The sequence below is a fragment of the Flavobacterium mekongense genome (assembly GCF_047038255.1).
Lineage (GTDB): Bacteria > Bacteroidota > Bacteroidia > Flavobacteriales > Flavobacteriaceae > Flavobacterium > Flavobacterium mekongense.
In genome coordinates, this window is the sequence record NZ_CP174374.1 from 2,378,547 (window position 1) to 2,404,343 (window position 25,797).

Annotated in this window: 26 protein-coding genes; 6 read left to right on the forward strand and 20 right to left on the reverse strand. The window is 36.5% G+C overall.

Translation table 11 applies throughout. The features are described from left to right. Positions 1 to 57 precede the first annotated feature (57 nt). From ACJG85_RS10290 to ACJG85_RS10300, 3 genes are read left to right on the forward strand one after another with little or no spacing between them, the layout of a single operon-like run. A complete protein-coding gene (locus ACJG85_RS10290) occupies positions 58 to 1,365 on the forward strand; it encodes an exonuclease domain-containing protein (protein WP_409678041.1) in 1,308 nt (435 codons plus the stop codon). Between the two features lie 36 nt (positions 1,366 to 1,401). Beyond that, positions 1,402 to 2,334: a tRNA (adenosine(37)-N6)-dimethylallyltransferase MiaA gene (gene miaA / locus ACJG85_RS10295; protein WP_412476356.1), complete on the forward strand. Its 933-nt coding sequence runs from the start codon at positions 1,402 to 1,404 to the stop codon at positions 2,332 to 2,334. Between the two features lie 29 nt (positions 2,335 to 2,363). Next, a complete protein-coding gene (locus ACJG85_RS10300; protein WP_412476357.1) occupies positions 2,364 to 3,101 on the forward strand; it encodes an acyl-[acyl-carrier-protein] thioesterase in 738 nt (245 codons plus the stop codon). Positions 3,102 to 3,251: 150 nt separating this feature from the next. Here ACJG85_RS10300 and ACJG85_RS10305 read toward each other — a convergent pair whose 3' ends face one another. The 13 genes from ACJG85_RS10305 to ACJG85_RS10365 all read right to left on the reverse strand — a co-directional run bounded on the left by ACJG85_RS10305 (position 3,252) and on the right by ACJG85_RS10365 (position 17,661). After that, positions 3,252 to 3,953 (reverse strand): response regulator transcription factor, encoded by a 702-nt coding sequence (locus ACJG85_RS10305; protein ID WP_409677712.1) that lies wholly within the window; start codon positions 3,951 to 3,953, stop codon positions 3,252 to 3,254. A gap of 8 nt (positions 3,954 to 3,961) precedes the next feature. Then, the gene (locus ACJG85_RS10310; RefSeq protein WP_409677714.1) at positions 3,962 to 5,545 is read right to left on the reverse strand and encodes a sensor histidine kinase; all 1,584 of its coding nucleotides are present in this window, start codon (positions 5,543 to 5,545) and stop codon (positions 3,962 to 3,964) included. 64 nt (positions 5,546 to 5,609) lie between these two features. Next, positions 5,610 to 6,200 (reverse strand): dephospho-CoA kinase, encoded by a 591-nt coding sequence (gene coaE / locus ACJG85_RS10315; RefSeq protein WP_409677716.1) that lies wholly within the window; start codon positions 6,198 to 6,200, stop codon positions 5,610 to 5,612. Next, entirely contained in the window at positions 6,197 to 7,201 is a 1,005-nt protein-coding gene (locus ACJG85_RS10320; protein WP_412476358.1) for a glycosyltransferase, read from the reverse strand. Before ACJG85_RS10320 ends, coaE begins: the two co-directional genes overlap by 4 nt. A 90-nt stretch (positions 7,202 to 7,291) precedes the next feature. After that, positions 7,292 to 9,868, reverse strand: coding sequence for a GEVED domain-containing protein (locus ACJG85_RS10325; protein ID WP_412476359.1), 2,577 nt, complete (start codon positions 9,866 to 9,868; stop codon positions 7,292 to 7,294). A 100-nt stretch (positions 9,869 to 9,968) separates the two neighbouring features. After that, positions 9,969 to 11,162, reverse strand: a complete 1,194-nt coding sequence (gene fabV, locus ACJG85_RS10330) for an enoyl-ACP reductase FabV (protein ID WP_412464005.1) — start codon at positions 11,160 to 11,162, stop codon at positions 9,969 to 9,971. Between the two features lie 67 nt (positions 11,163 to 11,229). Next, a complete protein-coding gene (gene recN / locus ACJG85_RS10335; RefSeq protein ID WP_412476360.1) occupies positions 11,230 to 12,882 on the reverse strand; it encodes a DNA repair protein RecN in 1,653 nt (550 codons plus the stop codon). A gap of 37 nt (positions 12,883 to 12,919) precedes the next feature. Beyond that, the gene (locus ACJG85_RS10340) at positions 12,920 to 13,807 is read right to left on the reverse strand and encodes a DUF4835 family protein (protein ID WP_412476361.1); all 888 of its coding nucleotides are present in this window, start codon (positions 13,805 to 13,807) and stop codon (positions 12,920 to 12,922) included. Then, the gene (gene coaBC / locus ACJG85_RS10345; protein ID WP_409677728.1) at positions 13,791 to 15,008 is read right to left on the reverse strand and encodes a bifunctional phosphopantothenoylcysteine decarboxylase/phosphopantothenate--cysteine ligase CoaBC; all 1,218 of its coding nucleotides are present in this window, start codon (positions 15,006 to 15,008) and stop codon (positions 13,791 to 13,793) included. Before coaBC ends, ACJG85_RS10340 begins: the two co-directional genes overlap by 17 nt. Before the next feature lie 5 nt (positions 15,009 to 15,013). After that, the gene (locus tag ACJG85_RS10350; protein WP_409677730.1) at positions 15,014 to 15,334 is read right to left on the reverse strand and encodes a DNA-directed RNA polymerase subunit omega; all 321 of its coding nucleotides are present in this window, start codon (positions 15,332 to 15,334) and stop codon (positions 15,014 to 15,016) included. Between the two features lie 7 nt (positions 15,335 to 15,341). Then, positions 15,342 to 16,136, reverse strand: coding sequence for an outer membrane protein assembly factor BamD (locus tag ACJG85_RS10355; protein ID WP_409677732.1), 795 nt, complete (start codon positions 16,134 to 16,136; stop codon positions 15,342 to 15,344). Positions 16,137 to 16,256: 120 nt separating this feature from the next. After that, positions 16,257 to 17,141 (reverse strand): 4-hydroxy-tetrahydrodipicolinate synthase, encoded by an 885-nt coding sequence (gene dapA, locus ACJG85_RS10360; protein ID WP_412476362.1) that lies wholly within the window; start codon positions 17,139 to 17,141, stop codon positions 16,257 to 16,259. A gap of 1 nt (position 17,142) precedes the next feature. Beyond that, the gene (locus tag ACJG85_RS10365; protein WP_409677736.1) at positions 17,143 to 17,661 is read right to left on the reverse strand and encodes a DUF6913 domain-containing protein; all 519 of its coding nucleotides are present in this window, start codon (positions 17,659 to 17,661) and stop codon (positions 17,143 to 17,145) included. Between the two features lie 49 nt (positions 17,662 to 17,710). Here ACJG85_RS10365 and ACJG85_RS10370 point away from each other — a divergent pair, with 49 nt between their 5' ends. Continuing rightward, positions 17,711 to 18,514 carry a 5'-nucleotidase C-terminal domain-containing protein gene (locus tag ACJG85_RS10370; protein ID WP_412464009.1) on the forward strand — a complete coding sequence of 268 codons (804 nt, stop codon included), beginning with the start codon at positions 17,711 to 17,713 and terminating at the stop codon, positions 18,512 to 18,514. Position 18,515: 1 nt separating this feature from the next. Next, positions 18,516 to 19,430, forward strand: a complete 915-nt coding sequence (locus tag ACJG85_RS10375) for a bifunctional metallophosphatase/5'-nucleotidase (protein WP_412464010.1) — start codon at positions 18,516 to 18,518, stop codon at positions 19,428 to 19,430. On the opposite strand, the gene ACJG85_RS10380 is transcribed toward ACJG85_RS10375, so the two are convergent. The 7 genes from ACJG85_RS10380 to rpsF form a co-directional block, all read right to left on the reverse strand. After that, positions 19,416 to 20,099, reverse strand: coding sequence for a hypothetical protein (locus tag ACJG85_RS10380; RefSeq protein ID WP_412476363.1), 684 nt, complete (start codon positions 20,097 to 20,099; stop codon positions 19,416 to 19,418). The genes ACJG85_RS10375 and ACJG85_RS10380 overlap by 15 nt on opposite strands. Positions 20,100 to 20,121: 22 nt before the next feature. Further along, positions 20,122 to 20,853 (reverse strand): lysoplasmalogenase family protein, encoded by a 732-nt coding sequence (locus ACJG85_RS10385; protein ID WP_412476364.1) that lies wholly within the window; start codon positions 20,851 to 20,853, stop codon positions 20,122 to 20,124. A 110-nt stretch (positions 20,854 to 20,963) separates the two neighbouring features. Next, on the reverse strand, positions 20,964 to 22,964 hold the full coding sequence (ligA, locus tag ACJG85_RS10390; protein WP_409677746.1) for an NAD-dependent DNA ligase LigA: 2,001 nt from the start codon (positions 22,962 to 22,964) through the stop codon (positions 20,964 to 20,966). Positions 22,965 to 23,035: 71 nt separating this feature from the next. Further along, positions 23,036 to 23,509 (reverse strand): DUF6495 family protein, encoded by a 474-nt coding sequence (locus tag ACJG85_RS10395; RefSeq protein WP_412464014.1) that lies wholly within the window; start codon positions 23,507 to 23,509, stop codon positions 23,036 to 23,038. Positions 23,510 to 23,765: 256 nt separating this feature from the next. Further along, positions 23,766 to 24,206 (reverse strand): 50S ribosomal protein L9, encoded by a 441-nt coding sequence (gene rplI, locus ACJG85_RS10400; protein WP_324690565.1) that lies wholly within the window; start codon positions 24,204 to 24,206, stop codon positions 23,766 to 23,768. A gap of 64 nt (positions 24,207 to 24,270) precedes the next feature. Further along, positions 24,271 to 24,567 (reverse strand): 30S ribosomal protein S18, encoded by a 297-nt coding sequence (rpsR, locus tag ACJG85_RS10405; RefSeq protein WP_020211613.1) that lies wholly within the window; start codon positions 24,565 to 24,567, stop codon positions 24,271 to 24,273. 5 nt (positions 24,568 to 24,572) lie between these two features. Further along, complete coding sequence (gene rpsF, locus ACJG85_RS10410) at positions 24,573 to 24,911, reverse strand: 30S ribosomal protein S6 (protein ID WP_295333071.1); 339 nt, start codon at positions 24,909 to 24,911, stop codon at positions 24,573 to 24,575. A gap of 189 nt (positions 24,912 to 25,100) precedes the next feature. Between rpsF and ACJG85_RS10415 the strand changes: the two genes are divergently transcribed. Next, complete coding sequence (locus ACJG85_RS10415; RefSeq protein ID WP_324690562.1) at positions 25,101 to 25,796, forward strand: LytR/AlgR family response regulator transcription factor; 696 nt, start codon at positions 25,101 to 25,103, stop codon at positions 25,794 to 25,796. Position 25,797 lies beyond the last annotated feature (1 nt).

Here is a 25,797-nt window from a genome sequence, read left to right on the forward strand (position 1 = left end):
ACTATTTACTGCATACTCGACATAGAAACCACCGGAGGCCAATTCAACGAAGAAGGCATCACTGAAATCGCCATCTACAAATTTGACGGTCATGAAGTGGTGGATCAGTTTATCAGTTTGGTCAATCCCGAAAAACCGATTCAGCCTTTTGTGGTGAAGTTAACCGGTATTAACAATGCCATGTTGCGCTCGGCTCCGAAGTTTTATGAAATAGCCAAACGCATTATTGAAATTACCGAAAACTGTATAGTAGTAGCGCACAATGCCTCGTTTGACTACCGCATTTTACGAACGGAATTCAGTCGCCTTGGCTACGATTTTGTTCGACCAACGCTTTGTACAGTTGAATTATCGCAGAAACTAATTCCCGGTCAGCCATCTTATAGCTTAGGAAAATTGGTTCGTTCGCTTGGGATTCCGGTAACGGATAGACATCGTGCCAGCGGCGATGCTTTAGCCACGGTAAAATTGTTCAAAATGATATTGGACAAAGATGTTTCCAAAGAGATTCTCATCAGCTTAATCAAGGCCGAAATCAAAAAAGGGTTATCGCCTAAATTGCTGGATATTGTTGAAAGTATGCCGACACGAACCGGAATTTACTACATCCACAATGAAAAAGGCGATTTGATTTACATTGGCAAAAGCAAGAACATCAAGAAGCGCATCAACCAACATTTTACAGGAACTTCAGGCAAAAGCAAGAAAATCCAACGAGATGTTTTTGCGGTAACCTACGAAGAAACCGGTAGCGAATTGATTGCTTTACTCAAAGAAAGTGAAGAAATCAAAATCAACAAACCCATTTACAACCGAGCCCAACGCAAAACCATTTTCCAATACGCCTTGTACGTCGAAAAAGATGAGCAGGGTTATTTGGCGTTGAGAGTCCAAAAAGCCGACGGTCGTAAAAAAGAGATTACCGCTTTTACTTCTATCCAAGAAGGCAAAAATTTGTTGCATAAAATCACGGCCGAATACCAATTGTGCCAGAAAATTAACGGCTTGTATGAAACCAAAAACGGTTGTTTTCAACACAAAATCAAAGAGTGTAAAGGCGCTTGTTTGAACCAAGAACCTACGGAAGCATACAACGAGCGCGTGGAGGAATTTATCAGCGAAATGAAGTTTGACAACAACAATATGGTCATCATCGATCGAGGCAGAAGTATCAACGAGCGCAGTGCGGTTTTAATCGAAAACGGGATTTACAAAGGTTATTGTTTCTTCGATTTGAATTACCAAATCAACAACATCGAAATCCTGAAAAACATCATCATTCCGATGCAGAATAACCGCGATACACGAACCATTATTCAAGGTTATTTGCGCCGACATAAGGTGATACGAATTTTGAAGTTTTGAGATAAGAATGTTGATTAACGATTTTTGATTTAAGATTTGAATTACTTAATAACTATTATTGGTCCAACCGCCATAGGAAAAACTTCCCTAAGCATCGCTTTGGCCCAACATTTCGGTTGCGATATCGTTTCTTGTGACAGCCGACAATTTTTTAAAGAAATGCGCATTGGTACAGCAGTACCGTCGGAAGCAGAGTTAAAAGCAGCACCGCATCATTTCATCCAAAACAAATCGATTTTTGAATCGTATACGGTTGGCGATTTTGAACAAGAAGCCATGGCCAAACTCGATAGCTTATTCGAAAGAAACAACATCCAAATCATGGTTGGCGGTTCCGGTTTGTATGTAGATGCCGTATTAAAAGGTTTTGATGATTTTCCGGAGATAGATGAAAATGTCAGAAAACAAATAAATGCTGACTTTGAGCAATTTGGAATCACTCATCTTCAGCAAGAGTTAAGAAAATACGATCCTGATTATTACCAAAAACTAAGCCTTGAAAATCCGCAAACTTTGCAAAATCCGCAACGGATGAAACGCTTTGTAGAAGTCAGTATCGGTTCCGGAAAACCGTACTCGAGTTTTATCGGACAGAAGAAAAACAGTCGGAACTTCACTCCTATTGTTATTGGTTTGGAAGCCGAACGTGAAGTAATGTATGACCGAATCAACCAACGTGTTGATTTGATGTTACAAGAAGGATTATTAGCAGAAGCCGAACAATTATATCCACACAAAGCATTAAATGCACTACAAACCGTTGGATACCGTGAACTGTTTGAATATTTTGACGGTATAGTAACTTTAGACCAAGCCGTTGAAAACATTAAAATGAACACACGACGCTTTGCCAAACGCCAAATTACGTGGTTCAAAAGAACAGAAAATGCCGCTTGGTTTGATTACAAAACCGACAGCACAACAATTATTAAACACATAGAAAACCAATTCCTAATTCCTAATTCCTAAATCCTAATTCCTAATTCCTAATTCTAAAAATGCCCATTGCACCGAATTTCACTTCTAAACTAACCAAAGACTGGGAAATCAACTTTTTGCAGTGTTATCCGAACGGTTATTTAAAATACACCGATTTGTGCAACATTTTGCAATTAACGGCTGCCTTACATGCCGAATTAGGTGGAATTAGTTTTAGCGATATGCAAGTACATCATCAGGCTTGGGTGTTGAGCCGAATGCGTGTAGAAGTAAACCGTTTACCCCAATGGCGTGATCTGGTTACGGTAAAAACTTGGATACAATCGTTGGAAAATTCGCGTTCGATTCGTTGTTTGGAATTGTTTTTGGGCGATGAAAAAATAGCGGGATGCGAAACGTTTTGGGCTGTTTTTAATACTAAAAGTCGCCGACCGGAAGCTTTGGCATTGCCACACCAGCATTTTGAAAAATATCCGGAAGAACAAGCAACCGCTGCATCTTTTTCTAAAATCGACACTACAGTGACTACAGCTTTGGTTGCCGAAAAGACAATATTGCTATCCGATTTAGATATAGTAAACCACGCCAATAGCATTAAATACTTAGAATGGTGTTTGGATTATGTGGCACCAAAACTATTGTTGGAACAACAACTTAAGAGTTTTGAGATCAATTACCTGAAGGAAGTTTCGTTAAACGACAGTGTAGCCATCCGGAAAAACGAATCTGATACTACTACTTTTACGCTTAGCGTCCATGACAAAGTGTGTTGTGCGGTTCAACTCAACTTCGGGTAATGCTTATACCCTAGCCCGGACTATCTCACCAAGATAATTTTTGTTGTTGGTGTTCAATGAATGCTTCGCATTTGGAGCGAGCTACCGTGTAGCGCAGAAAGCAGGAAAAAGCTCCTAAAAAAAATCCCCGTCAAATGACAGGGATGTTATTTATTTCTTTACCACCAAACGGAAACCTTCACCGTGGATGTTTAGAATTTCCACGTTTGGATCATCTTTTAGGTATTTACGCAATTTGGCTATGTACACGTCCATACTTCTGGAGGTAAAGTAGTTGTCTTCTCTCCAGATTTTGGTTAAGGCCAATTCACGCGGCATCAAATCGTTTTCGTAGATGGCCATCATTTTCAACAAATCAGACTCTTTTGGAGATAACTTGATAGGCTCTTGGTCTTCAAATTTCAAGAAACGCAACTTAGAGTTGAGCATGAACTTACCGATTTGGAATTCAAACTTGGCCGGTTCGTTTTTATTTTCGGTAGCCTTTCTTTGTAAGATGGCTTTGATTTTCATTAACAATACGTCGGAATCAAATGGTTTGTTTAGATAATCATCTGCGCCAACTTTATAGCCTTTCATTACATCTTCTTTCATAGACTTGGCTGTTAAGAAAATCAAAGGCACGTCTTTGTTTTTTTCTCTGATTTCTTTGGCCAAAGTATAACCGTCTTTATAAGGCATCATGACGTCTAAAATGCACAAATCATAATTGTCTTTTTTGAATTTTTCAAAACCTTCCATCCCATTTTTGGCCAAGGTGACATCGAAATCGTTAAGGGTAAGATATTCTCTTAATACGATACCGAAGTTTTGGTCATCTTCTACTAAAAGTATTTTTTTATTTGTTTCCATAGTTTATTTTAATTTATGAGTGGGACTTTAATTATAAATGTGCTTCCTTTTCCTTTTTCACTTTCTACAAATATTTGACAATTATGGTCGTCTAATATTCGTTTAACATAGGCCAATCCTAAACCGTGACCTTTCACGTTGTGCAAATCACCGGTATGTTCGCGATAGAATTTTTCAAAAATTCTCTTTTGGGCGACTTTCGACATTCCGGCGCCTTGATCTTTTATTTTGATGATAACAAACTCTTTTACGTTTTCGGTATAGACATCGATGATTGGCGCTAAAGGAGAATACTTAATGGCATTGTCCAAGATGTTTACAATAACATTGGTGAAGTGAACATCATTGAGCAATACGGTAGTTCTGGTAGCATCGAAATGCGTCGTTATTTTACCTTCTCTGTCTTCTACAATCAAATGAACGTGTTCAATGGCATCTTCAATAATGCCGTGTATATCGTTAGAATCTTTACTGATTTCAAGCTCTTTTTTCTCCAATTTTGAAATGCGCAATACGTTTTCTACTTGAGCGTGCATACGCTTGTTTTCGTCGCGTATCATTTGCAAATAACGATGTACCTTTTCTTTGTCTTCAATCACTTTCGGATTTTTAATAGCATCCAAGGCCAAATTAATCGTAGCAATCGGTGTTTTGAATTCGTGCGTCATATTGTTGATGAAATCGGTTTTGATTTCCGAAATCTGACGTTGTTTGATCAATTGGCTCAACGCACTCGAATAAGCAATGATAATAATTAGGGTAAAAATGATTGAGAGTACGCAAATACCGATTAATTCTGAAAACAAAAACTTTTTCTTTTGCGGAAACGCAATGAGCAACTGATACTTATTATTGCCATCGTTATCTATAAAAATTGGAATAGAATAAGTGGATGCTTTATCGTATTTAAAATTTTCCGATTTGACTTTAGTGGCTAATCCGTTGCTGTAAACGTTGTATTCAAATGGAGTGATAACACCATACTCTTTGAGTTCTTCAGACAACATTTTTTGCAACAACTCGTTCGAAACTCTTTCTTGTATTGGCCGCATGGCAGCAATATCACGGAAAAACATTTCAAACTGATAATTGTTTAATAAATCCAAAGAGCCTGATTTTTCAATTTTTACATCAGGCGTCATATTTTGTTTGATGGAAGATTCATCCACACCGTCCGTGTAAATTTCAGTCTTTCTGTTTGCCGAAAAATTTTTGATTTCTCTTAAACTATCGAGTTTTTTATCAAAGAACGAAGGTGTAATTCCGTAATCTTCAGAAATGATACTATTGGAATACACTATAGTTTCATTGGTTCTCGAGTCTCTTTGGAAATAACCAAATTCTAAGAAGTCACTTTTTTCGGGAGCTTTCCCAATGCTGTCTTTAACGTGGTTGTATTTTTCGTAAAAAGTATAGGCTTCATACTTCTGCAACTTGTTGGCCACATTCCCCAGAACCTGTTTGACATGAAACTTAAATTGCTCCTCATTATTTTCAAATGACTTGTCGAACCAGTAAACTTGCACCAAAATAATACCTATCAAGGACAAGCTCATTAAGACCACAAGGATTCGAAAAAACAATTTATTCATTAAACAAATTTAGCATTTTAACATTTAGACAATAAATACATTAACCAAACATTAACAACTTATATTAATATTGATTATTTTTCAATGTTTTAAGAATATTATCTACCTGACTTTTAGTATCTTCGATTGAAATATTTTGGACAACAAAGTCGCTAAGCGCCGCTTTATCTTCATCACTCCATTGGTTATTCATTCTGGCCAAGACTTGTTCTTCAGTTACGCGATCACGCTGCATAACCCTTTGCAAACGAACACTTAAAGGTGCCGTTACAGTGATGATTTTATCACAAAACCGATAGCTGCCGCTTTCAAATAAAATCGCTGCTTCTTTCACTATAAAGGGATGATTATGTTGGCTTTTAAGCCAATTTTCAAAATGTTGTTTAACTTTTGGGTGAATGATTGCATTCAGTTTTTGCAATTTTTCAGGAGATTCAAAAACCAATTGTGCCAATTGTTGACGATTCACTCTGTCGCCATCAACAATCTCATTCCCAAAAGTGTTGGCAATGGTTTCAACAATTTCGGGAGTATCCATTAACTTCTTAGCTTCTTCATCGGCTATGTAAACAGGAATGCCTTTGGATTGAATATATTTGGCCACCAAAGTTTTTCCGCTTCCGATACCACCGGTTAATCCTATAACTTTTGTCATGATTTTATTTTGAAAAACAATTCAGGGAAAGCTTCTTGAGGTGGCTGTTTCAACAATTTAATCTTTACAAATGACTGTAAGAATCCTAAACCGTAGCCCCAAAATTGTTTGGTAACCGCAATCAATGCCAAACATCCTATTTCCAAACTTTTATTAAAAAAAGTAGCTGATAAAAGAAGTAACAAATAATAGATTCCATAACAAATAATCGGCAAAATAAATCCAAACAACAGCAGCAAAAGAGCAATAACAAATCCCAAAACAAAGAGCGTTGGGAACCAGAAAGTCGGCTTCTGGTATTCAGGATACCAAAGATCTAAAATGGGACGTGCTTTACCAAATTTTGATACTTGGATAGAGAATTTATCCCAATCGATGCGACGTTTGTGATACACAAATGCATTAGGAAACAAACGCGTTTGAAATCCCATTTTCCAGAGTCTGATAGACAAATCCGGATCTTCTCCGGGATGTATGTTACCAAATCCATTGGAGAATTCAAATGCTTTTTTGGAGATTCCCATATTGAAACTTCTGGGTTGAAATTTTCCAATTTTTTCAGAACCGCCTCGAATACCTCCGGTTGTTAAAAAGGAGGTCATTGCAAAATTGATGGCTTTTTGCACCTTAGAAAAAGAGTCGAGCGCAGCATCAGGCCCGCCAAAACAATCCACAAATTGACTGCTAAGTTCTTTATCAACCTCTGATAAATAGTTTTCAGGAATGATACAATCAGAGTCAAAAATCAAAAAGTAATCCCCTTTTGCTTTTTTCATACCGAAATTTCTGGAATCACCCGGGCCGCTATTCTCTTTGAAATAGTAGGAAACATTTAAGGTATTACTGAATGAGTCTATAATATCTTTACAAGGAACCGTGGAACCATCTTCAACCACTACTATTTCATAAGGTTTAGTATAATTGGAAACCAAGAGACTATCCAGCAACTCCTTTATTTCGTCAGGACGATTGTAAACAGGTATGATAATTGAAAAAAACATCTGATAATTTTTAACAAAGATAGGGTTTTATAAAAAAGAAAGACCACCTAAAAATTAGGTGGTCTTCATTCTATATTACAAAAAAGTAAACTATTCTTTAATTACTCTGATAGTTTTTGATTGGTTACCGGCAGTTGCGATTTTAACCAAGTAAACACCATTAGGCAATTGAGACATATCAACTTGTCCCATAGTAGCATCTAAATTGTTGCTGCTAACTTTTTGCCCTACCATATTAAATACTTCAACAGCAGTAATTTCTTGACTGTAAGAAAGGTTTAATACGTTTTTAACAGGGTTTGGATAATATGTGAAGTTTGAACTGTCAAATGAACCATTGCTCAAAGAAGCATCATACGCAGAAATAGCGAAGCCTCCTGCATTGTCATTATTGTATTCATAAACTCTGATGTATAAAGTTGAACCAGGAGTTAATCCGGTTAAACTTTTGAAAGAGTAAGCACCAGTTGCAGCTCCATCATCATCACAATCAATCTGTGTTAGTTGATTACAGTCACCTGAGTAAATAGTAATTACTGTATCTAAACCGGTAGCACCAGTTGTAGAATCACCTGTCTCAATGGTTAAAGTTCCGCTAGCCGGTACAACAACGCTATACCAAACGTCATTACCTACAAAACCAAAACAAGTAGTTGGCGCTGCTTGGGATGAAGTCGTTGCTCCTAAGTTAGTACCATCAGTTAATTGAGCAGCATATGAACCGCCAACTGTTAATGCTGTAGCCCCTGCACACTCATCGTTAGCCGGAGTTGGAGGAGGTGTTACAGTTAAAATACCATTTACGAAAGTAGTACCGTCCCAGAAGTTACCATTGTTTGGAGAACTTTGATTGATACCACCGTAAACATAAGCACCACCATTCAAATTGAAGCGTGTTGCATAATAATATGTTCCCGGAGCAAGTGTAGCTCCAATGTTGGCTTGATATTCGTCATTATTTCCAATTGAATTACCATTGTGAGTTGCAGCAACCCAAGTAGTCCATGTGCTAGGGTCTGTGTCAGTTGTACTGTATCCAACCCAAGCATTGATACCAGGAGCTTGACCATTGATATTAGGAGCAACATCTGTCAAGCCACCTTCATAAACTTGACCGTAAACAGTTACGGTACCGCCTTGAGAGATAGTGGCTGTTGGTGGCCATTGTAAACTTACGTAATCAGGCGCATCTGTAGATGGAACGCCACATATTACAATTCTAGTTCTGTTATCAGTGTTATCAGTACAATCTGTATCAGCGTGAGTATAAAAACGTACTTGACCGGTAAGAGTTGAAACCCAAGTAACAGGAGTTGTTCCATAATCTGCAGCAGTAGCACCGCCATCAGCACTAATTGTAATTAAATCAGTAGCGATTGAACTCTTGAAAGTGTAGGTTTGTCCTAACTCAACATTTACTAAAGAATATTCTCCTGCATAACCGGCAGTAGTAATAGAATTCTCGGTAAGACCATCACAAGTAGCAGGAGTGTAACCTGCAGCACCACCTGGCCATTGACCATTAGGAGCATTCAAACAGAATCCCGGAGGAGCAATTGTTGTAAAGCTTGATTCAGCACAACCTACTGCTGAACCACCGGCGTTTTTAGGAACTACTTTCCAATAGAAAGTTGTGTTATATCCTGTGATATCAATAGGTGTTGAAGTAGTTGTGAAATTACCAACTAAAATAGTAGCATTACCAGCAGTCAAACCATAATATAAATCATATGACGTTGCAGGATCACCGGTAGTCGGAGCATCCCAAGAGAAGGTTACGGTTCCCGGAGAAACAGTTGTAGAACCATTTACAGGCACTAAATTACTCGCACAACCCGGAGCTATAGTAGTATTAAAAGCAAAAGGTCCTGCCCAAGTACTGAAACTACTTCCGGAAGAACATTCGTCTCTTACGTAAAACTCATATGCAGTCATTGGAGATAATGCAGTAGCAGCATAAGTATTTCCTGTAACATTCACACCGGTATCATTAGCTGTTCCCGGAGTTCCTGTTCCTGCAGCTTGAACAACAACTTCTGCATTGGCGGCACCACCAGATGTCCAAGACAAATCAGCTGTTGTTGAAGAAGTAACAGTAGCAACACCAGCAGTAGGTACCGCACATGCCGGTAAAGAAACAATTAATGTATAATCTTCAGCTTGTCCGTAACCCGTGCCGGTTTGACATGCTGTTCCGAAAGCATTGTAACGCTTCACTACACGCATTCTTTTAGAACCTGCAGAAGCATCAGCCGGTACTGTAATACTACCAACTAACTCGATAGCATCTACTCCGGTAGAGTTTACAATATTTCCAATATCATAAGATTCACCTGCGTCATCAAAATCATTGTCAGCATTCCAATCCACAAATACTCTTAGTCTGGTTGTAAAATTACCATCAGTATTCCCTTTAAGTGTTATTGGATAAGTACTTCCAGCCAACACATTACCGGTTAGCGTAGTGTAATCTTCATGGGCAATAATGGTTGTACCATTATCTTGACCAACTAATGCAGAACTGGTATTGTTAATACCTGCAAAGTTGACCAAAGTAATTGGCTCCACATTGCTCGTGAATGTCATCGGTCCGCAATAGGGCGCAGGAAACTGCCCAAATGCAGCAAAACTGATAAAAGACATCAGCAATAAAGTAATTTTTTTCATTTGTTAAAGATTAAAGTTAATTGCTCATAAAGGTATAAAAAATAAAAAAACTCACAAATTTTTGTGAGTTTAATTAACTAAATAATAAATAAAAACTTTATTAATTGATGATACTGGGTATTAATGTCATCTCATTAGCTTCCGCTTGATAATCGACACCCTCAAAACCGAATCCGAATAAATTCAAGAAATCTTGTTTGTACCCGGCCAAATCTCCAATTTCAGGAAGATTTTCGGTAGTAGCTGTAGCCCATAAAGCTTTCACTTTTTCTTGAATATCTTCTCTCATCTCCCAATCATCAATTCTGATTCTGCCCTTGTCATCAGTTGGCACTTCAGTACCGGCATACAATCGCTCAGAAAACAAGCGCTGAATTTGTTCTATACAACCTTCATGAACACCTTCTGCTTTCATTATTTTGTACAACAAAGAAATGTAAAGCGGAATAACCGGTATGGCTGAACTGGCCTGAGTTACTAAAGCCTTATTAACCGATACATAAGCTCTTCCGTTAACCGATTTTAAACTGTCGGTTATTTCAAAGGCAGAGGCTTCTAAATGGTCTTTGGCTCTTCCGATTGTTCCTTTTCGGTAAACCGCTTCTGTAACTTCAGGGCCGATGTAAGAATAAGCAATTGTGGTAACACCTTCTGCCAAAACTCCGGCTTGTTGCATAGCTTCCATCCACATAGCCCAATCTTCTCCTCCCATTACCACCACCGTATTATCTATGTCATCCTGATTAGCTGGTTCAATAGAAACTTGAGTGACATTTCCGGTGTGAAAATCAACTGTTTTATTCGTAAAGGTATTGCCGATTGGTTTTAAAACTGAACGGTGCAAAACGCCTGTTACAGGGTGCATTCGGACCGGAGAGGCCAAACTGTAAATTACCATATCAACCTGACCTAAATCAGATTTAATTAAATCGATTGTTTTTTGTTTGATTTCATTGGAAAAAGCATCTCCATTGATACTCTTAGCATAAAGTCCTGCCTTATGCGCTTCTTGTTCAAAAGCGGCTGTATTATACCAACCCGGAGTAGCTGTCTTTCCCTCTGCCGGCTCTTTTTCAAAGAAAACACCAATTGTAGCAGCACCAGAACCAAAAGCACTGGTGATACGGGAAGCTAAACCGAAACCGGTTGAGGCTCCAATGACCAAAACTTTTTTGGCGCCATCAATGGTTCCTTTAGATTGTACATATTGGATTTGATTTTTAACGCTTTGAGCACACCCGTCAGGATGAGCTGTTAAGCAAATAAAGCCGCGCATTCTTGGTTCTATAATCATATACTGTAGAAATTAAGTTCTCTTATTTAAATTAAAAAAGTGATACAAAAGTAACAATTTTTAACGGTTAGTTTAGCAATGCTTTCGCATGATTCAATGCCGAATCACTGATGTCTTTACCGGAAAGCATTTCTGCAATTTCATATACCCTCTCCTCATTGGATAGCAACTTCAATTCTGATATTGTACTTTCTTCGTAAACGGTTTTATATACTTTGTAATGTGAAACACCTTTTGCAGCAATTTGGGGCAAATGGGTAATGGCAAAAACCTGCATGGTTTGACTCATTTGCTGCATGATTTCACCCATTCTATTAGCAATTTCTCCCGAAACACCAGTGTCAATTTCATCAAAAATAATAGTAGGTAATTTAGAATATTGAGACAGAATTGATTTGACGGCCAACATTATTCTCGACATTTCTCCTCCGGAAGCTACTTTTTTTAATAAACCGAAATCAGTTCCTTTGTTGGCAGAAAATAAAAACTCTAAAACATCTTTCCCGTTATTGCGATAAGTTTCAGATGTAGAAATCTCTATTTTAAACCGTACATTCGGCATACCAAGTTGTGATAAAATCTGAACTAATTGCGCGGTTAATCCCGGTATAGCCGCCCTCCTACTATTGGATAATTCCTCTGAAATTTTTGCCAATTCCGATTCTATGGCTTGAATGTTAGTTTGCAATGCGACAATCTCTTCCTCAAGAGTAGCCACCGAAATTACTTTTGATTCTAATTCGTTTTGAATCTCGATCAATTCTTCAACTGTTAAAACTTGGTGCTTCTTTTGTAAAGTGTAAATCAGTTGCAATTTTTGATTTATTTGTTCCAACTTTTCCGGATCACTGAAAACAGAATCCGATGCTTTAGCCAATTCGCTAACGATATCGTCTAACTCAATTAAAACCGAATTGGTTCTTTCAAATAACGACTGGTATTCGGTAGAAAACCCGCTGTTTTTTTGCAATACTGTTTTGAACTCTTTTAAGTTTTTCAACAAACCAAATTGTTCTTCGTTAGCCAAAGCCAATAACATAGAGAGATTGTCTTTAATGAACTCCACATTATTCAGAGCCTCATAACTTTTCTCCAATTCTTCCAATTCGCCCGCCTTGAGTTGGGCAGATTCTAATTCCCGAAATAAAAATTCATTATAATCTTTCTCCTTTAAAATGGCCGACAAAGTGTTTTGCTTTGACTCCAAATCAGACTTAGCCATACGAAATTGCTTTAACTTTGCAGTATACAAAGCTCTTACATCCTGATTGGCTGCAATGGCATCAATAATTTTAAATTGATATTCCTCATCCGACAATTCTAAGGTTTGATGTTGTGAATGAACATCAATTAGAAACTGACTCAAGTCTTGCAATTGCTGCAAGTTGACCGGACTGTCGTTTACGAAAGCTCTGGATTTTCCTGAAGGCAAAATTTCTCTTCTGATGATAGTTTCTTCTTCATAATCCATGTCATATTCTTCAAAAAACCATCGCAAATCATATTTTCCAATATTAAAATTGGCTTCAACTATACACTTTTCTTCTTTATTCTTTAAGGAAGACAAATCGGCTCTTTTGCCAAGTACCAATCCCAAAGCACCGAGAAGTATCGATTTTCCGGCACCGGTTTCTCCTGTTATAATTGAAAAACCCTTAGAAAAATCAATGTTCAATTTTTCAATTAAGGCAAAATTTTCAATCGACAGCGACGTAATCATGATAGCAGAATGATAAGAAATTTAAAGCAGTAAAAAATTACAACTTAATAGTAGACCATTTAGCTGAATTAAGCGGGGAAATTCGGTTTAAAGTGTCAATGGTGTCCGACAACTGTACTTTTGGTCCGCCTGAAAGGATAGAAACAATTTCGTCTACTTTGGCGTCAAAAAACACACGAGTCAAAAAAGCGTTCGGACGAACGTTATAAATTGCACTCAGTGTATTGATAGATTCAATAATTTTTTCTTTGGAAGCTTTGGTATCTTTGGTCATGTTGTCCAATCCGTTTCTGTGGTATAGGTACATGGATTCTCTGAAAGCATCGAAAGTTCCCGACAACAAATCACTGATTAAAAAATAACGGTTTTGATTGCCATCGGCTTGCGTCCAACCTTTGTAACCGCTTTGTTGTGCCACAGATAATACTTGTTGGGCAGTGTCAAACCATGATCTTCCACCGTTTAAAGCATAAGTATCGGCATCAAAACCTAATATCATATAACTGTAAAATGCTAATACTGATACTAAATTAGAATCGAAACTGGCCGGATTAAAGATTAAATTTTCAAACTCTATATAACGAAAATTAAAGTCTTTATCATTGTAATTGAAAACCGGGGACGAATAAGAGGAATTGAATATCGGTCGGGACGATTCAATTTGTAAAGTGGCACTAAACTGGTTTGAATCATAGCTGTTAACGGTGATGACCATTGAACAGTTAATTTTTTCATGTTGCTTATATTCTTCTCCGGTCCAATCGGTTTTGTTTACAAACTCGCTGATGGACTTTTCCAAATTCTTAAAAATTTGAGTATTAGCATTGGTCACTTTATCGGAATTGACTTGAACAGTACAATTCAATTGTTGGGCTTGGGCAAAACCGATAGTAAACAAGAAAAGAAAACTAGCTATTTTTTTCATAATGCGATATTACTTTATTGATGATGTCATTCGCTACAGCTTCTTTCGACTTCAATGGCATTGGATCAACCAGAAAGTTCTTATCTATAAAAGTAACCTTATTGGTAGCATGAGCAAAACCGGCACCTTCATCTTGGAGCGAATTTAAAACAATCAAATCTAAGTTTTTTTTCTGAATTTTCAACTTTGCGTTTTCAATTTCATTTTCGGTCTCTAAAGCAAATCCAATTAAGAACTGGTTTTGTTTGCTTTGCCCCAGCGAAGCTAAAATATCTTGTGTTTTTTCAAGCTCTAAAGTAAGTGTACTTTCGTTCTTTTTTATTTTTTGATCGGCAGTGAATTTAGGTTTATAATCGGCCACAGCGGCTGCACAAATGGCTACATCAACATTTTTATAATAGTGATGACAAGCCTCAAACATTTGTGCTGCTGAAGTTACTCGAATCAAATTAATGTTACTGCCTTTAACCTGTAAAGCGGTCGGACCGGAAACCAAGGTAACATGAGCACCTAATTTAGCCGCACTTTCGGCGATATCAAAACCCATTTTACCGGTTGAGTGATTGCCTATAAAACGAACAGGATCAATGGCTTCATAAGTTGGACCGGCAGTGATTAAAAACTGCTTACCTCTCAGTGGCAATTGACTTTCTAAATCACGTTCAATAAATGCTACGATATTCTCGGGTTCCGCCATACGTCCTTCTCCGGATAAACCACTGGCTAATTCACCACTCTCAGCAGGAATAATGGTGTTACCAAATTGTTTTAGGGTTTGAAAACTTGAAAGAGTGGAAGGATGTTTGTACATATCTAAATCCATGGCCGGCGCAAAGTAAACCGGACATTTAGCGGATAAATAAGTAGCAATTAAAAGGTTATCGCAATTGCCATTAACCATTTTGGACAAAGTATTGGCTGTAGCCGGGGCAATTACCATCAAATCGGCCCAAAGTCCTAATTCAACATGATTGTTCCAAAGTGCATTTTCATCTTCATCATTATAAAATGTAGAATGTACCGGGTTTTTGGAGAGTGTGGATAATGTTAACGGTGTTACAAAATCCTTAGAAGCCGGTGTCATGACCACTTGGACATCGGCACCGGCTTTTATAAATAATCTGACTAATGTAGCCGTTTTGTAAGCAGCAATTCCCCCTGAAACACCGAGTAATATTTTTTTACCGCTTAAAACAGACATTGTAATTAGTCTTTTGTAGTATCTCTGTAATAAATCTTGTCATCAAGCCATTCTTGAACGGCTAATGCATGAGGTTTTGGCAACTTTTCGTAGAATTTAGAAACTTCGATTTGTTCTTTATTTTCGAAGATTTCTTCCAAACTATCATTATAAGTAGCAAACTCTTCTAACTTTTCAGTCAATTCTTTTTTGATTTCAGAATTGATTTGGTTTGCTCTTTTAGCCATTATTGTAATTGCCTCATAAACATTGCCGGTACGCTCTTCAATTGCCGTTTTGTTGTAGGTAATTGTGTTTACCGGTGCATTCGTCTTTTTTAAATCCATGACTTAATTATTTAGAAAATTGTTTTAAATCTTTTTCAATTCGAGCTAACATTTCGTCAGCTTTTGTTTTAAACTCTGTATCCGGCTTGAACTTGATTAAACTTTGGTAAGCGGCTAATGCAGCATTCAACCGTTCTTCCATTTTGAAAACTACACTATTGATAGCCAAGTTGTAAGCAGAATCTAATTTATAAAAAAGAGCTTTCTCTTTGTAAGGTGTTCCGGGATAATTGATGATAAAATTATCAAAAGCAACCATAGCGGCCTTATAGTCGGATATGGTATTGTACTGTTTGGCATTTTCAAAAGCCTTCTTTTCCAATTTCTCTCTCAGGACTTTGGCTAATTCATTGGCCTCAGCCAAATAAGTAGAATTCGGATAAACATCGATAAAATTTTGCAACTTATCAATGGCTTTGTAAGTATCAACCTGATCCAAACTATAAACCGGAGAAAGTTTGGAGAAACACTTAGCACCTAAAAACAAAGCTTCTTCTACCTTTTCACTTTTAGGATAACTGGAAGAAAAACTTTCAAATTGGTATCCGGCCAAATAAAACTGATTGGTTTTATAGAGTGATTGCGAGTACATGTAGAACAAACGTTCTGCTTGAGGCTTTCCTTTATAACTTGGTGCAATTTGCTCAAACAATCGAATCGCTTTGTTGTATTTGCCAGCTTCGTACATTTTGGTTGCCATAGTAAACTTCACTCCGATGTCCTCGGACTTTAAAGCCTTTTGGTACTCGCTACAAGAAGCAAAAAAAACAACAATGGTTATAAGGGCTAAAAATTTCTTCATTATACTGTTTAAGATTACTGATATTTAAGTCATTTCCGACTTTAAACCAGTCCCAGAAATAGGGGACAAATTTAGTTATTAATTGTTTACCGCAAAATATTTTTTTTGCAGGCAGAAAAACTACATTATTGAGATTTTATTTGTGAAATCTTTAAGTCGATTGGCCAAATTTTCATCTACATTCACCAATGGCAAACGAACGGTGTTTTCGGCTAAGCCTAAAGCTTTAAAGACTTCTTTTATTCCGGCAGGATTGCCTTGTTCAAATATCATATCGATAGCATCCATCATGAGGTAATGAAGTTTGTAAGCTTCCTCTACTCTTTTATTCAATCCTAAATGAACCATTTCAGAGAACTGTTTCGGAAATCCTTCGGCTATGACAGAGATTACCCCTGCTCCGCCAGCTAAAATCATTGGTAAAGTTACCATATCATCTCCCGAAATCACTAAGAAATCTTTTGGAGCTTGCTGGATCAATTTCATTGCCTGTACAATGTCGCCTGCTGCTTCTTTTATGGCGAAAATATTTTTAAAATCTTTGGCTAAGCGTATTACTGTTGAAGGCAACATATTACTGGCCGTACGACCCGGAACGTTGTAAAGGATAACAGGAAGCGGAGAAGCTTCAGCCACTGCTTTGAAATGTTGGTAAATCCCTTCTTGGGTTGGTTTATTGTAATATGGAGAAACAGAAAGCACCGCTACAAAATCACTAAAATCTCTCGATTTCAATTCGGCTACCACTTCTTGTGTATTGTTACCGCCTACACCCAAAACCAACGGCAATCTTCCTTTATTGGTTTGCACCACCGTTTGTATCACCAACTCTTTTTCCTCTTTAGACAAAGTTGCGCTTTCGGCAGTAGTTCCTAAAACCACCAAATAATCTATACCGTTGTCAATTTGAAAATTTACTATCGCTCTTAAAGCGTCAACATCTACGGAAAAATCTTTTTTAAAAGGGGTAACTAACGCAACTCCGGTACCAATTAATGATTGCATTTTAAATTTTGTTTAGAATTCTTAAATATTTGAACATCTCTTCAGCAAAGACTTTGTAATTCTCTGCGTTGGTATTAATCATAAAGTGATTAAGTCGTTTATCAACAGAAGCAAAACCAACTTTAAAAATAGCTTTTGACAAATTAGAGACCAATAACAAGGCTACTTTTTCAGTATCATAATAGTTGATTAACAAATCAAACGGCTCTGCTATAAATTCCTTGACTTCATTTTTATCCACTGTACCGTGCCAACTCAAATCTTTATAACTGAAGGTAGGATAATCGAACTGTTCGTTTTTCTTGATTTTATCTTTAAAAACCAATACTTTAACGGCTTTTTCATCAATGCCGTTTTGGATTAACTCCTGAACCAATGCTTCTCTTTCTGTAAAATAGGATTCATCAAAGATAATTCCAACCGTTTTTATTTTAGCCTCTGAGGTCAAATGCTTTACATTTGATAACCTTTTTTTAACTATTTTTTTTGTTGAAAAATCCTTTAAGTAATTTAAAAACATACTACTTTTACTTGAATTGCAATATTACTAAAAATAAGAGCCAAAAGCGATGGTAAATCTAAAAAACTATAACGTTGTAACGAAACTTTTTGTTTTATTATTAACATTTGCCGCATTTACATCCTGTGCCGAAAAAAAATTCTACATCACCAAAATTGAGGGTAGAGAAATTGGGATTAGTCAACCTACTGAAAATACGGATGATACAGCGACCAAGCAGGCAACGGATATTGAAAACTTCATCAAACCCTACCGAGAAAATATTGATAAAGATTTGAGTTTGGTTTTGGCCAATGCCCCGGAAACCATCGACAAATCTGGAGAATGGCAAACCCCTATGGGTAATTTTTTATCGGACATTACTTTTGAAAAATCCAATGTTGTTTTTAAACAAAGAGTACAAAAAGAGATTGATATTTGTTTGCTCAATCACGGTGGTATTCGTACTATTATTTCAAAAGGGAATGTAACCGCCAGAAATGCTTATGAAATTATGCCTTTTGAAAACACCGCTATAGTGGTTGGTTTGAAAGGAGAAAATATTCTGGACATGGTGCAATACCTTATCGCCGAGAAAAAACCACATCCGTTAAAGGGATTAACTTTCACTATTACAAAGGACAATCAAGCCAAAGATGTTTTAATCAATGGAAAATCCTTAGATAGGGAAAAAACATACTACATAGTTACTTCTGATTATTTAGTAAATGGCGGAGACAATATGGTTTTCTTTAAAAAGGCAACAGAACGCTATGATTTAGAATACAAGCTCCGCAATATTATTATCGATTATTTCAAAACCCATCAAGAAATCAAAGCCGAAAAAGACCAACGAATTCGAAAAGAACAGTAAAATGAAAAGAAGAGATTTTATACAAAAAACAGCGGCAACTTCTGCGTTGTTGGGATTGGGCGGTTTGTCATTGAGTAGTTTTAAAACCGTCAGCACTAAAAAACTGACTGTTTTACATACCAATGATGTCCATAGCTATATTGATCCTTTTCCGGCCAATCATCCCAGAAATCCTAACATGGGTGGCGTGGCGAGAAGAGCAGCTTTGATTGAAAGCATTAGAAAAGAAAATCCAAATGTTTTATTGCTGGATGCCGGAGATATTTTTCAGGGAACGCCTTACTTTAACTATTACGGCGGTGAATTGGAATTCAAACTGATGAGCATGATGCGTTACGATTTAGCCACCATAGGAAATCACGATTTTGATAATGGCATTGATGGCTTGTATGCACAATTACCTCATGCTTCCTTTGAATTTGTATCGGCCAATTATGATTTTAAGAACACCATTATGAATGGTCATGTAAAGCCTTATAAAATTTTGAACAAAGACGGAATAAAAGTCGGCGTTTTTGGTTTAGGTGTAGGCTTAGACGGCTTGGTTGATAAAAAAAATTACAAAGAAACAGTCTATCTTGATCCTGTCGAGGTAGCAAAAGACATGGCTAAAATATTAAAACAAGAACAAAAATGTGATTTGGTCATTTGTTTATCGCATTTGGGTTATAAATATAAAGACGAACCGGATAAAATTTGCGACACTAAATTGGCCACGTTAACCAAAGACATCGACCTAATCATTGGCGGTCATACCCACACTTTTTTGGACAAACCAACGGTATTAAAAAATATTGAAGGACAAGATGTATTGGTAAATCAAGTTGGGTGTTACGGAATTAACTTAGGTAGAATTGATTTTTATTTTGATGATGACACCAATGTTATTACCAAAGGAAAATCAATTTTGGTTTGATTGCTCGGCCGTAATTACATACTTGTAGAGTGAAAAAAAAGCCAATACATTGAAAGTCATTGCCAATGGACGAAATATGGCTGTAAACTCATTAATTAAGAGATATTTTTCAATAAACACTATAAATTGTAACATAACGAAGAGTAAAACGGCTATAAGTAATACCGAGTTTTGTTTGTTATCATGCATGACATAACTTGATAAAGCCAAACCGGAAAAAATCGAAATCAAAATGTTTTGAACAAGCAATAAGGCATAGCTCCTCTGCGGGATTTCGGCGGTTTCCATAAACAGATAAAAAAAGACCAATAAAAAAGGCAGCGTTGCTATACAAAAAGGAATATAATCCTTAATCTTTTGCAATCTTAAGACCATCGTTACAACTAATATCCTGTGGATGGTAAAAGCAATCAAGGCGTATTGCAAATATTCAGTCGATTTAGGAATGAATAAGATATTGGTTATCAGAGAAGACAACAGTACAAAAACAAATAGCTTGTTTTTATGGGTTGATTCTATAAAATAAATTACAATCAGCAAAAGTGGTATAAGTGGCTTTAAACTAATAATAAGTAATTTATTCTGAAGATATTCTGAAACAACTTCAAGTATGCCTACAGCAAAAAAACAAGCAGTCAAATACTTTACTATTTTCCCTTTTTGTAACATAAACTATAGTTATTTTAGAGGATTAACCAACTTCATTCAGCTTATTTACAATGAGATAACGATTTCTCTGCTTTTCTGTATTGAGTATGTATTTGGTCAATAAAAATTGAGCCCAAACAAAAAACACCATAGAAATAGCCTGGAACAAATTAGCATCTTCGTAATAAAATCGCAATAAGAAAATGAATTGATTAATGGCGAATAACATAGTACTAATAAAGAGGATTCTGTTGGTCTTATTGGAAACCATCATATAATTCCCTAAACTCAAACCTCCTAAAAACACTGTAAAAAGACCTTGAATTAAAAAAAGATACAAACTGTCGCCCAAGGTACTAAAGGTAAAAATGGCTACTGAAGCATAAATAAAAACAAAGGGAAGACTTCCTATAATCAAAGGCAACAAACTCGGCATTTTAGTTTTTTTCAACACTATACCTATGACAAGAATTCTGTAAACCAAAAAACAAGCTACCCCAAAAACAATATAATTCCATGCTTTTTCTATAAAAAATAAATTAGCCACCCAAGAAAAAAACAAGGCTGCCAAAAAATAAGGATTGATTTTATGGGAACGCCTAACATAATATGCAATAAGAAACGGCAAAATCAGGGGTTTTGTCAACCAAACAAGATACCTGTCATCGTTGTACTCCGCAGTGATTTCAATAAAAGAAACAATAAAAAAAGTAGTCAATAATATACTGGCAATTTTATTATTACTCCATCGCTTCAAATAATCATTACTACCCATATGCATATTTAAGTTATTGCTTATTAGGGAAATAAAATTAAACTAATATTTCACATCTTAATAATTAAATGTTAAAAATTTTAACAAATTGCATGGACTCGTAAGAAATATTAGTCTTTTATCATGGTCATAAAATCAGTTTCACTTATAATCGGCACTTTCAATTGATTGGCTTTTTCTAATTTAGCCGGACCCATATTTTCTCCGGCAACTACATAATCTGTTTTAGCCGAAATAGAACTCCCTACTTTACCACCGTTATCCTCAATGGCTTTTTTCAAATCATCACGGGAGAACATTTCAAATACTCCGGAAACTACAAAGGTTTTACCGGCTAACTTATTGGTGGCATTCGGATTGTGCACTGCTACCAGTTCCATTTGAACACCGTATTGTTTTAACCGTTCAATAATGTTGACATTTTCAGGATTTTCAAAAAATTCAATAACACTTTGGGCGATCTTCTCTCCTATTTCATCCACCAAAATCAAATCCATCAAAGAGGCATTTCTGATTGCGTCAATCGATTTATAATGCTTGGCCAGTTTCTTAGCCACTGTTTCACCCACATAGCGAATTCCAATAGCATACAAAACCCTTTCAAACGGAACCTCCTTAGATTTTTGTACACCATTAACCAAGTTCTCAGCCGATTTCTGGGCCATTCGTTCTAATGGTAAGATTTGGTCGACTGTTAACTCATATAAGTCAGCATAATCTTTTACCAAACCATTGTTGTAAAGTAAAGCAACCGTTTCGCCACCCAAACCTTCAATATCCATGGCTTTTCGAGTGATGAAATGTTGTATTCTACCTATAATTTGTGGCGGACAACCGTAAAAGTTCGGACAATAGTGATTGGCTTCTCCTTCATTACGCACCAATTCGGTTTGGCATTCCGGACAATGATTAATATAAACTGTAGGTTCCGAAGCGGCATTTCTTTTAGAAAAATCTACCCCGATGATTTTCGGAATGATCTCACCTCCTTTTTCTACAAAAACGGTATCACCGATGCGGATGTCTAATTTTTCAATTTGATCGGCATTGTGCAAGGAAGCTCTTTTTACTACAGTTCCCGCCAATTGTACCGGCTCTAAATTGGCTACCGGCGTAATCGAGCCTGTTCTGCCTACTTGATAGGAAATCGAATTAAGCTTGGTAGAAACTTGTTCCGCTTTGAATTTGTAAGCGATAGCCCAACGCGGTGATTTAGCGGTATAGCCCAACTCGTCTTGTTGTTGAAAACTATTAACTTTAACAACGACACCATCAGTCTCATAAGGCAATTGATGTCGATGCTCATCCCAGTAATTGATGTAGTCAAAAACTTCGGTCAAAGAATTGGCCAATTTGGCTTCTTTCGGCACTTTGAATCCCCAATTTCTGGCTGCTTCCAAACCTTCAAATTGGGTTTTGATGTTGAGATTGTTTCCCACTATAAAGTACAACAAACATTCTAAAGGTCGCTTGGCTACTTCACTACTGTCTTGCAATTTCAAACTACCTGAAGCGGTGTTTCTCGGATTGGAATATGGTGTCTCACCTATTTCGATAAGCTCTTGATTCATCTTTTCAAAACCTTCAAACGGCAAGATAATTTCGCCACGAATGTCAAATCGCTGTGGAAAATCTCCTTTGAGTTGGAGCGGAATCGACTTGATGGTTTTGATATTATTGGTCACATCATCGCCCTGAAAACCGTCACCACGTGTTACCGCGCGTTTGAGTTTACCGTTTTCATAAGTAATGGAAATGGAAGCACCGTCGTATTTTAATTCGCAAGTGTATTGCAACGGTACATTACCTAAAACTTTTTGGATGCGGTTTTCCCAATCAATTAGATCTTCTTTGGAATAGGAATTGTCCAACGAATACATACGATAATCATGTACTACCGTTTGGAAATTTTTGGTAATCGTTCCGCCAACACGTTGAGTTGGAGAGTTTTCATCAAATAATTCCGGGTGTTGGCTTTCTAATTCCTGCAGCTGCTTGAGCTTTTGGTCGAATTCCAAATCGGATATGGTAGGATTGTCCAACACATAATAGTTGTAATTGTGTTGGTTAAGTTCGTCGCGTAAGTCTTGAATTATCTTGTGAATATCCATAAAAAATTGGCTATACTAATGGCAAAATGTGTGCACTAAAATAGCCAATATTTTTGAAAAAGCAGTATAGCTTACGACTGAATTATTCCATTGATTTGCAAGTACAATTGTCCGTCACTCAAGATAGCGCCTTGGGTAATTAAATCAAATATGGCGGTATTCCGTTCTTGCTCGTACTCTTTTTTACCCAAATGAATTTCAACATGATCCGTAAACATATTATCGCTTAACCATTGCAATCCCTCTTTTTGCATGAAATCAATTTCAGTAACCAATGATTTTAAGACTATCGATTGGATTAATTTCTCCTGACAATGAAAAAGGAAAATATGATTTTTAGAAAAATGTTCTAAATACTGTGCATTGGTGAGTACGCCTTCCCAAATCAAATCAGAGAACACATCCAGTTCTTGTTCGGCTACTTCGGGTTTGTTGGTTTTAATCGAATCCCATTCGGCTTTGTCTATAGATTGCGTAGCTAAGAAGTTACTGAACTCTTGGTGTAAGGCTTCGAATTGTTCTTTGGTGAGTCTTTTGTATTTCATTTTCTTTAAAGGTTCTAGGAGTCTGAGGTTTTGTATTAACACTAAAGCTTAGCCCAGATTATCTCACAATATTCTTATTTTTTATCTGAGTTCGATGAACACTTCGTGTTTGCAGTGGAAATCCTTTTTATTTTTCATTAAAAATAAAAAGATTGCAACGTATAGCGGGAAATAGCTTCACACGAGCGAAGCGAACTGACGAAGTAAAAAAAAATCCCGACTTACATCGGGACTTTCTTTACTGTATGTTGAAATATTATTTCTCAGCTACAATTTCGTATGGCAATTCGATAACTACTTCTCTGTGTAATCTTACACTGGCAGCGTATTTACCGGTACGTTTTACCACACCTGAAGTGATGAATTTTCTATCGATTGGTTGACCGGCAGCTTCTAAAGCAGCAGCAATGTCAATGTTAGTGATAGAACCGAAAAGTTTTTCGCCACCGGCTTTAGCAGAAATTTTAATTTCTAATGCTTTTAAAGCTTCCGCTAATTTTTTAGCATCATCAACAATTTTAGCTTCCTTGAAAGCTCTTTGTTTTAAGTTTTCAGCTAAAACTTTTTTAGCAGATGGTGTTGCTAAAACAGCAAAACCTTGCGGGATTAAGTAATTACGACCGTAACCGTTTTTTACAGTTACCACATCGTCTTTAAAACCTAAATTTTGAACGTCTTGTTTTAAGATCAATTCCATGTTGTTGTCCTTTATTAGAGAAGTTAGGTTTCTTGACAGAAAACCAACAACTATTGTTTAAATATTATTTTAATAAATCGGCCACGTATGGCATTAAAGCTAAGTGACGAGCTCTTTTTACAGCTACAGACACTTTTCTTTGATATTTTAATGAAGTTCCGGTTAAACGACGTGGTAAAATTTTACCTTGCTCGTTAACAAATTTCAATAAAAAGTCAGGATCTTTATAGTCTACGTATTTGATTCCTGATTTTTTGAAACGACAATACTTTTTAGTTTTGTTGGTTTCAATGTTTAAAGGCGTTAAATATCTGATATCTCCGTCTTTTTTTCCTTTTGCAGATTGTTCGATTGTTGACATACTACTTACGCTTTTACTTTTAATTTTTCTCTTCTTCTTTCAGCCCAAGCTACTGCGTGTTTGTCTAAACTTACAGTTAAGAAACGCATCACTCTTTCGTCGCGTCTGAATTCAGTTTCGAAAGCAATTAAGACTTCCGGAGCTACTTGGAATTCAAACAAATGGTAAAAACCACTTTTTTTGTTTTGGATCTCGTAAGCTAATTTTTTTAACCCCCAATCCTCTTTTGATACCATCTTGGCTCCTCTTGACGTAAGAAAATCTTCAAATTTGCTTACTGTTTCCTTTACCTGAACTTCAGATAAAACGGGATTTAAGATGAAAACAGTTTCGTAATGATTCATAATAAATTTTGTTAAATTTTAAATTGGGCGCGAAGATATAAAATACTTGTTCAATTAACAATCACAAAACAACACAAATCGTCTAAAAGTAAAAAATATCGTTTAAAAGCAAAAAAAATCGACGAAATGTTAGGTAGATAAAAAAAAACTATCTATTTTTACAAAACCAAATCTATAATAAATAAAATTATGAAATTAAATTGTGTTGTTGTTGATGATAGTTCTATTCAGAGAATGATCATTGCAAAGCTAGTAAATAATCACCCAAATTTACATTTAGTAGGTGATTTTTCTAATGCAATCGAAGCAAAGAATTGCATGTCGGTACACACGGTTGACTTAATTTTTCTCGACATCGAGATGCCGGTCATCAGTGGATTTGATTTTTTAGACGGATTAAAAGTAAAACCCCAAATTATTTTTATCACGTCTAAGGCGGAATATGCTATGAAAGCGTTTGATTATGACGCTACCGATTACCTACAAAAGCCTATTGCCTTGGATCGCTTTAATGCTTCCGTTCGAAGAGCTATGGAATTCCATATGCTCAAGAAAGAAAACCAGGAAGAAGAAGGCGAACACATCTTTATTAAGAGTAACCTCAAAAAATTGAAGGTTTACACTAATAAAATCAAATGGATTGAAGCCTACGGTGATTATGTAAAAGTAGTTACGGAAGACGACAGCAACTTGGTACTCTCTACCATGAAATCGTTCGAACAGGATTTATCGAAAGAAAAATTCATCCGAGTTCACAAGTCTTACATCATTAATATAGACAAAGTAGAACGATTTAACAGTAAGTTTGCCGAAATTGGTATGACCAAGATTCCTTTGAGTCGTAATAAGAAAGAAGATTTAATTAAAGCTTTAGCGATTGCTTAAA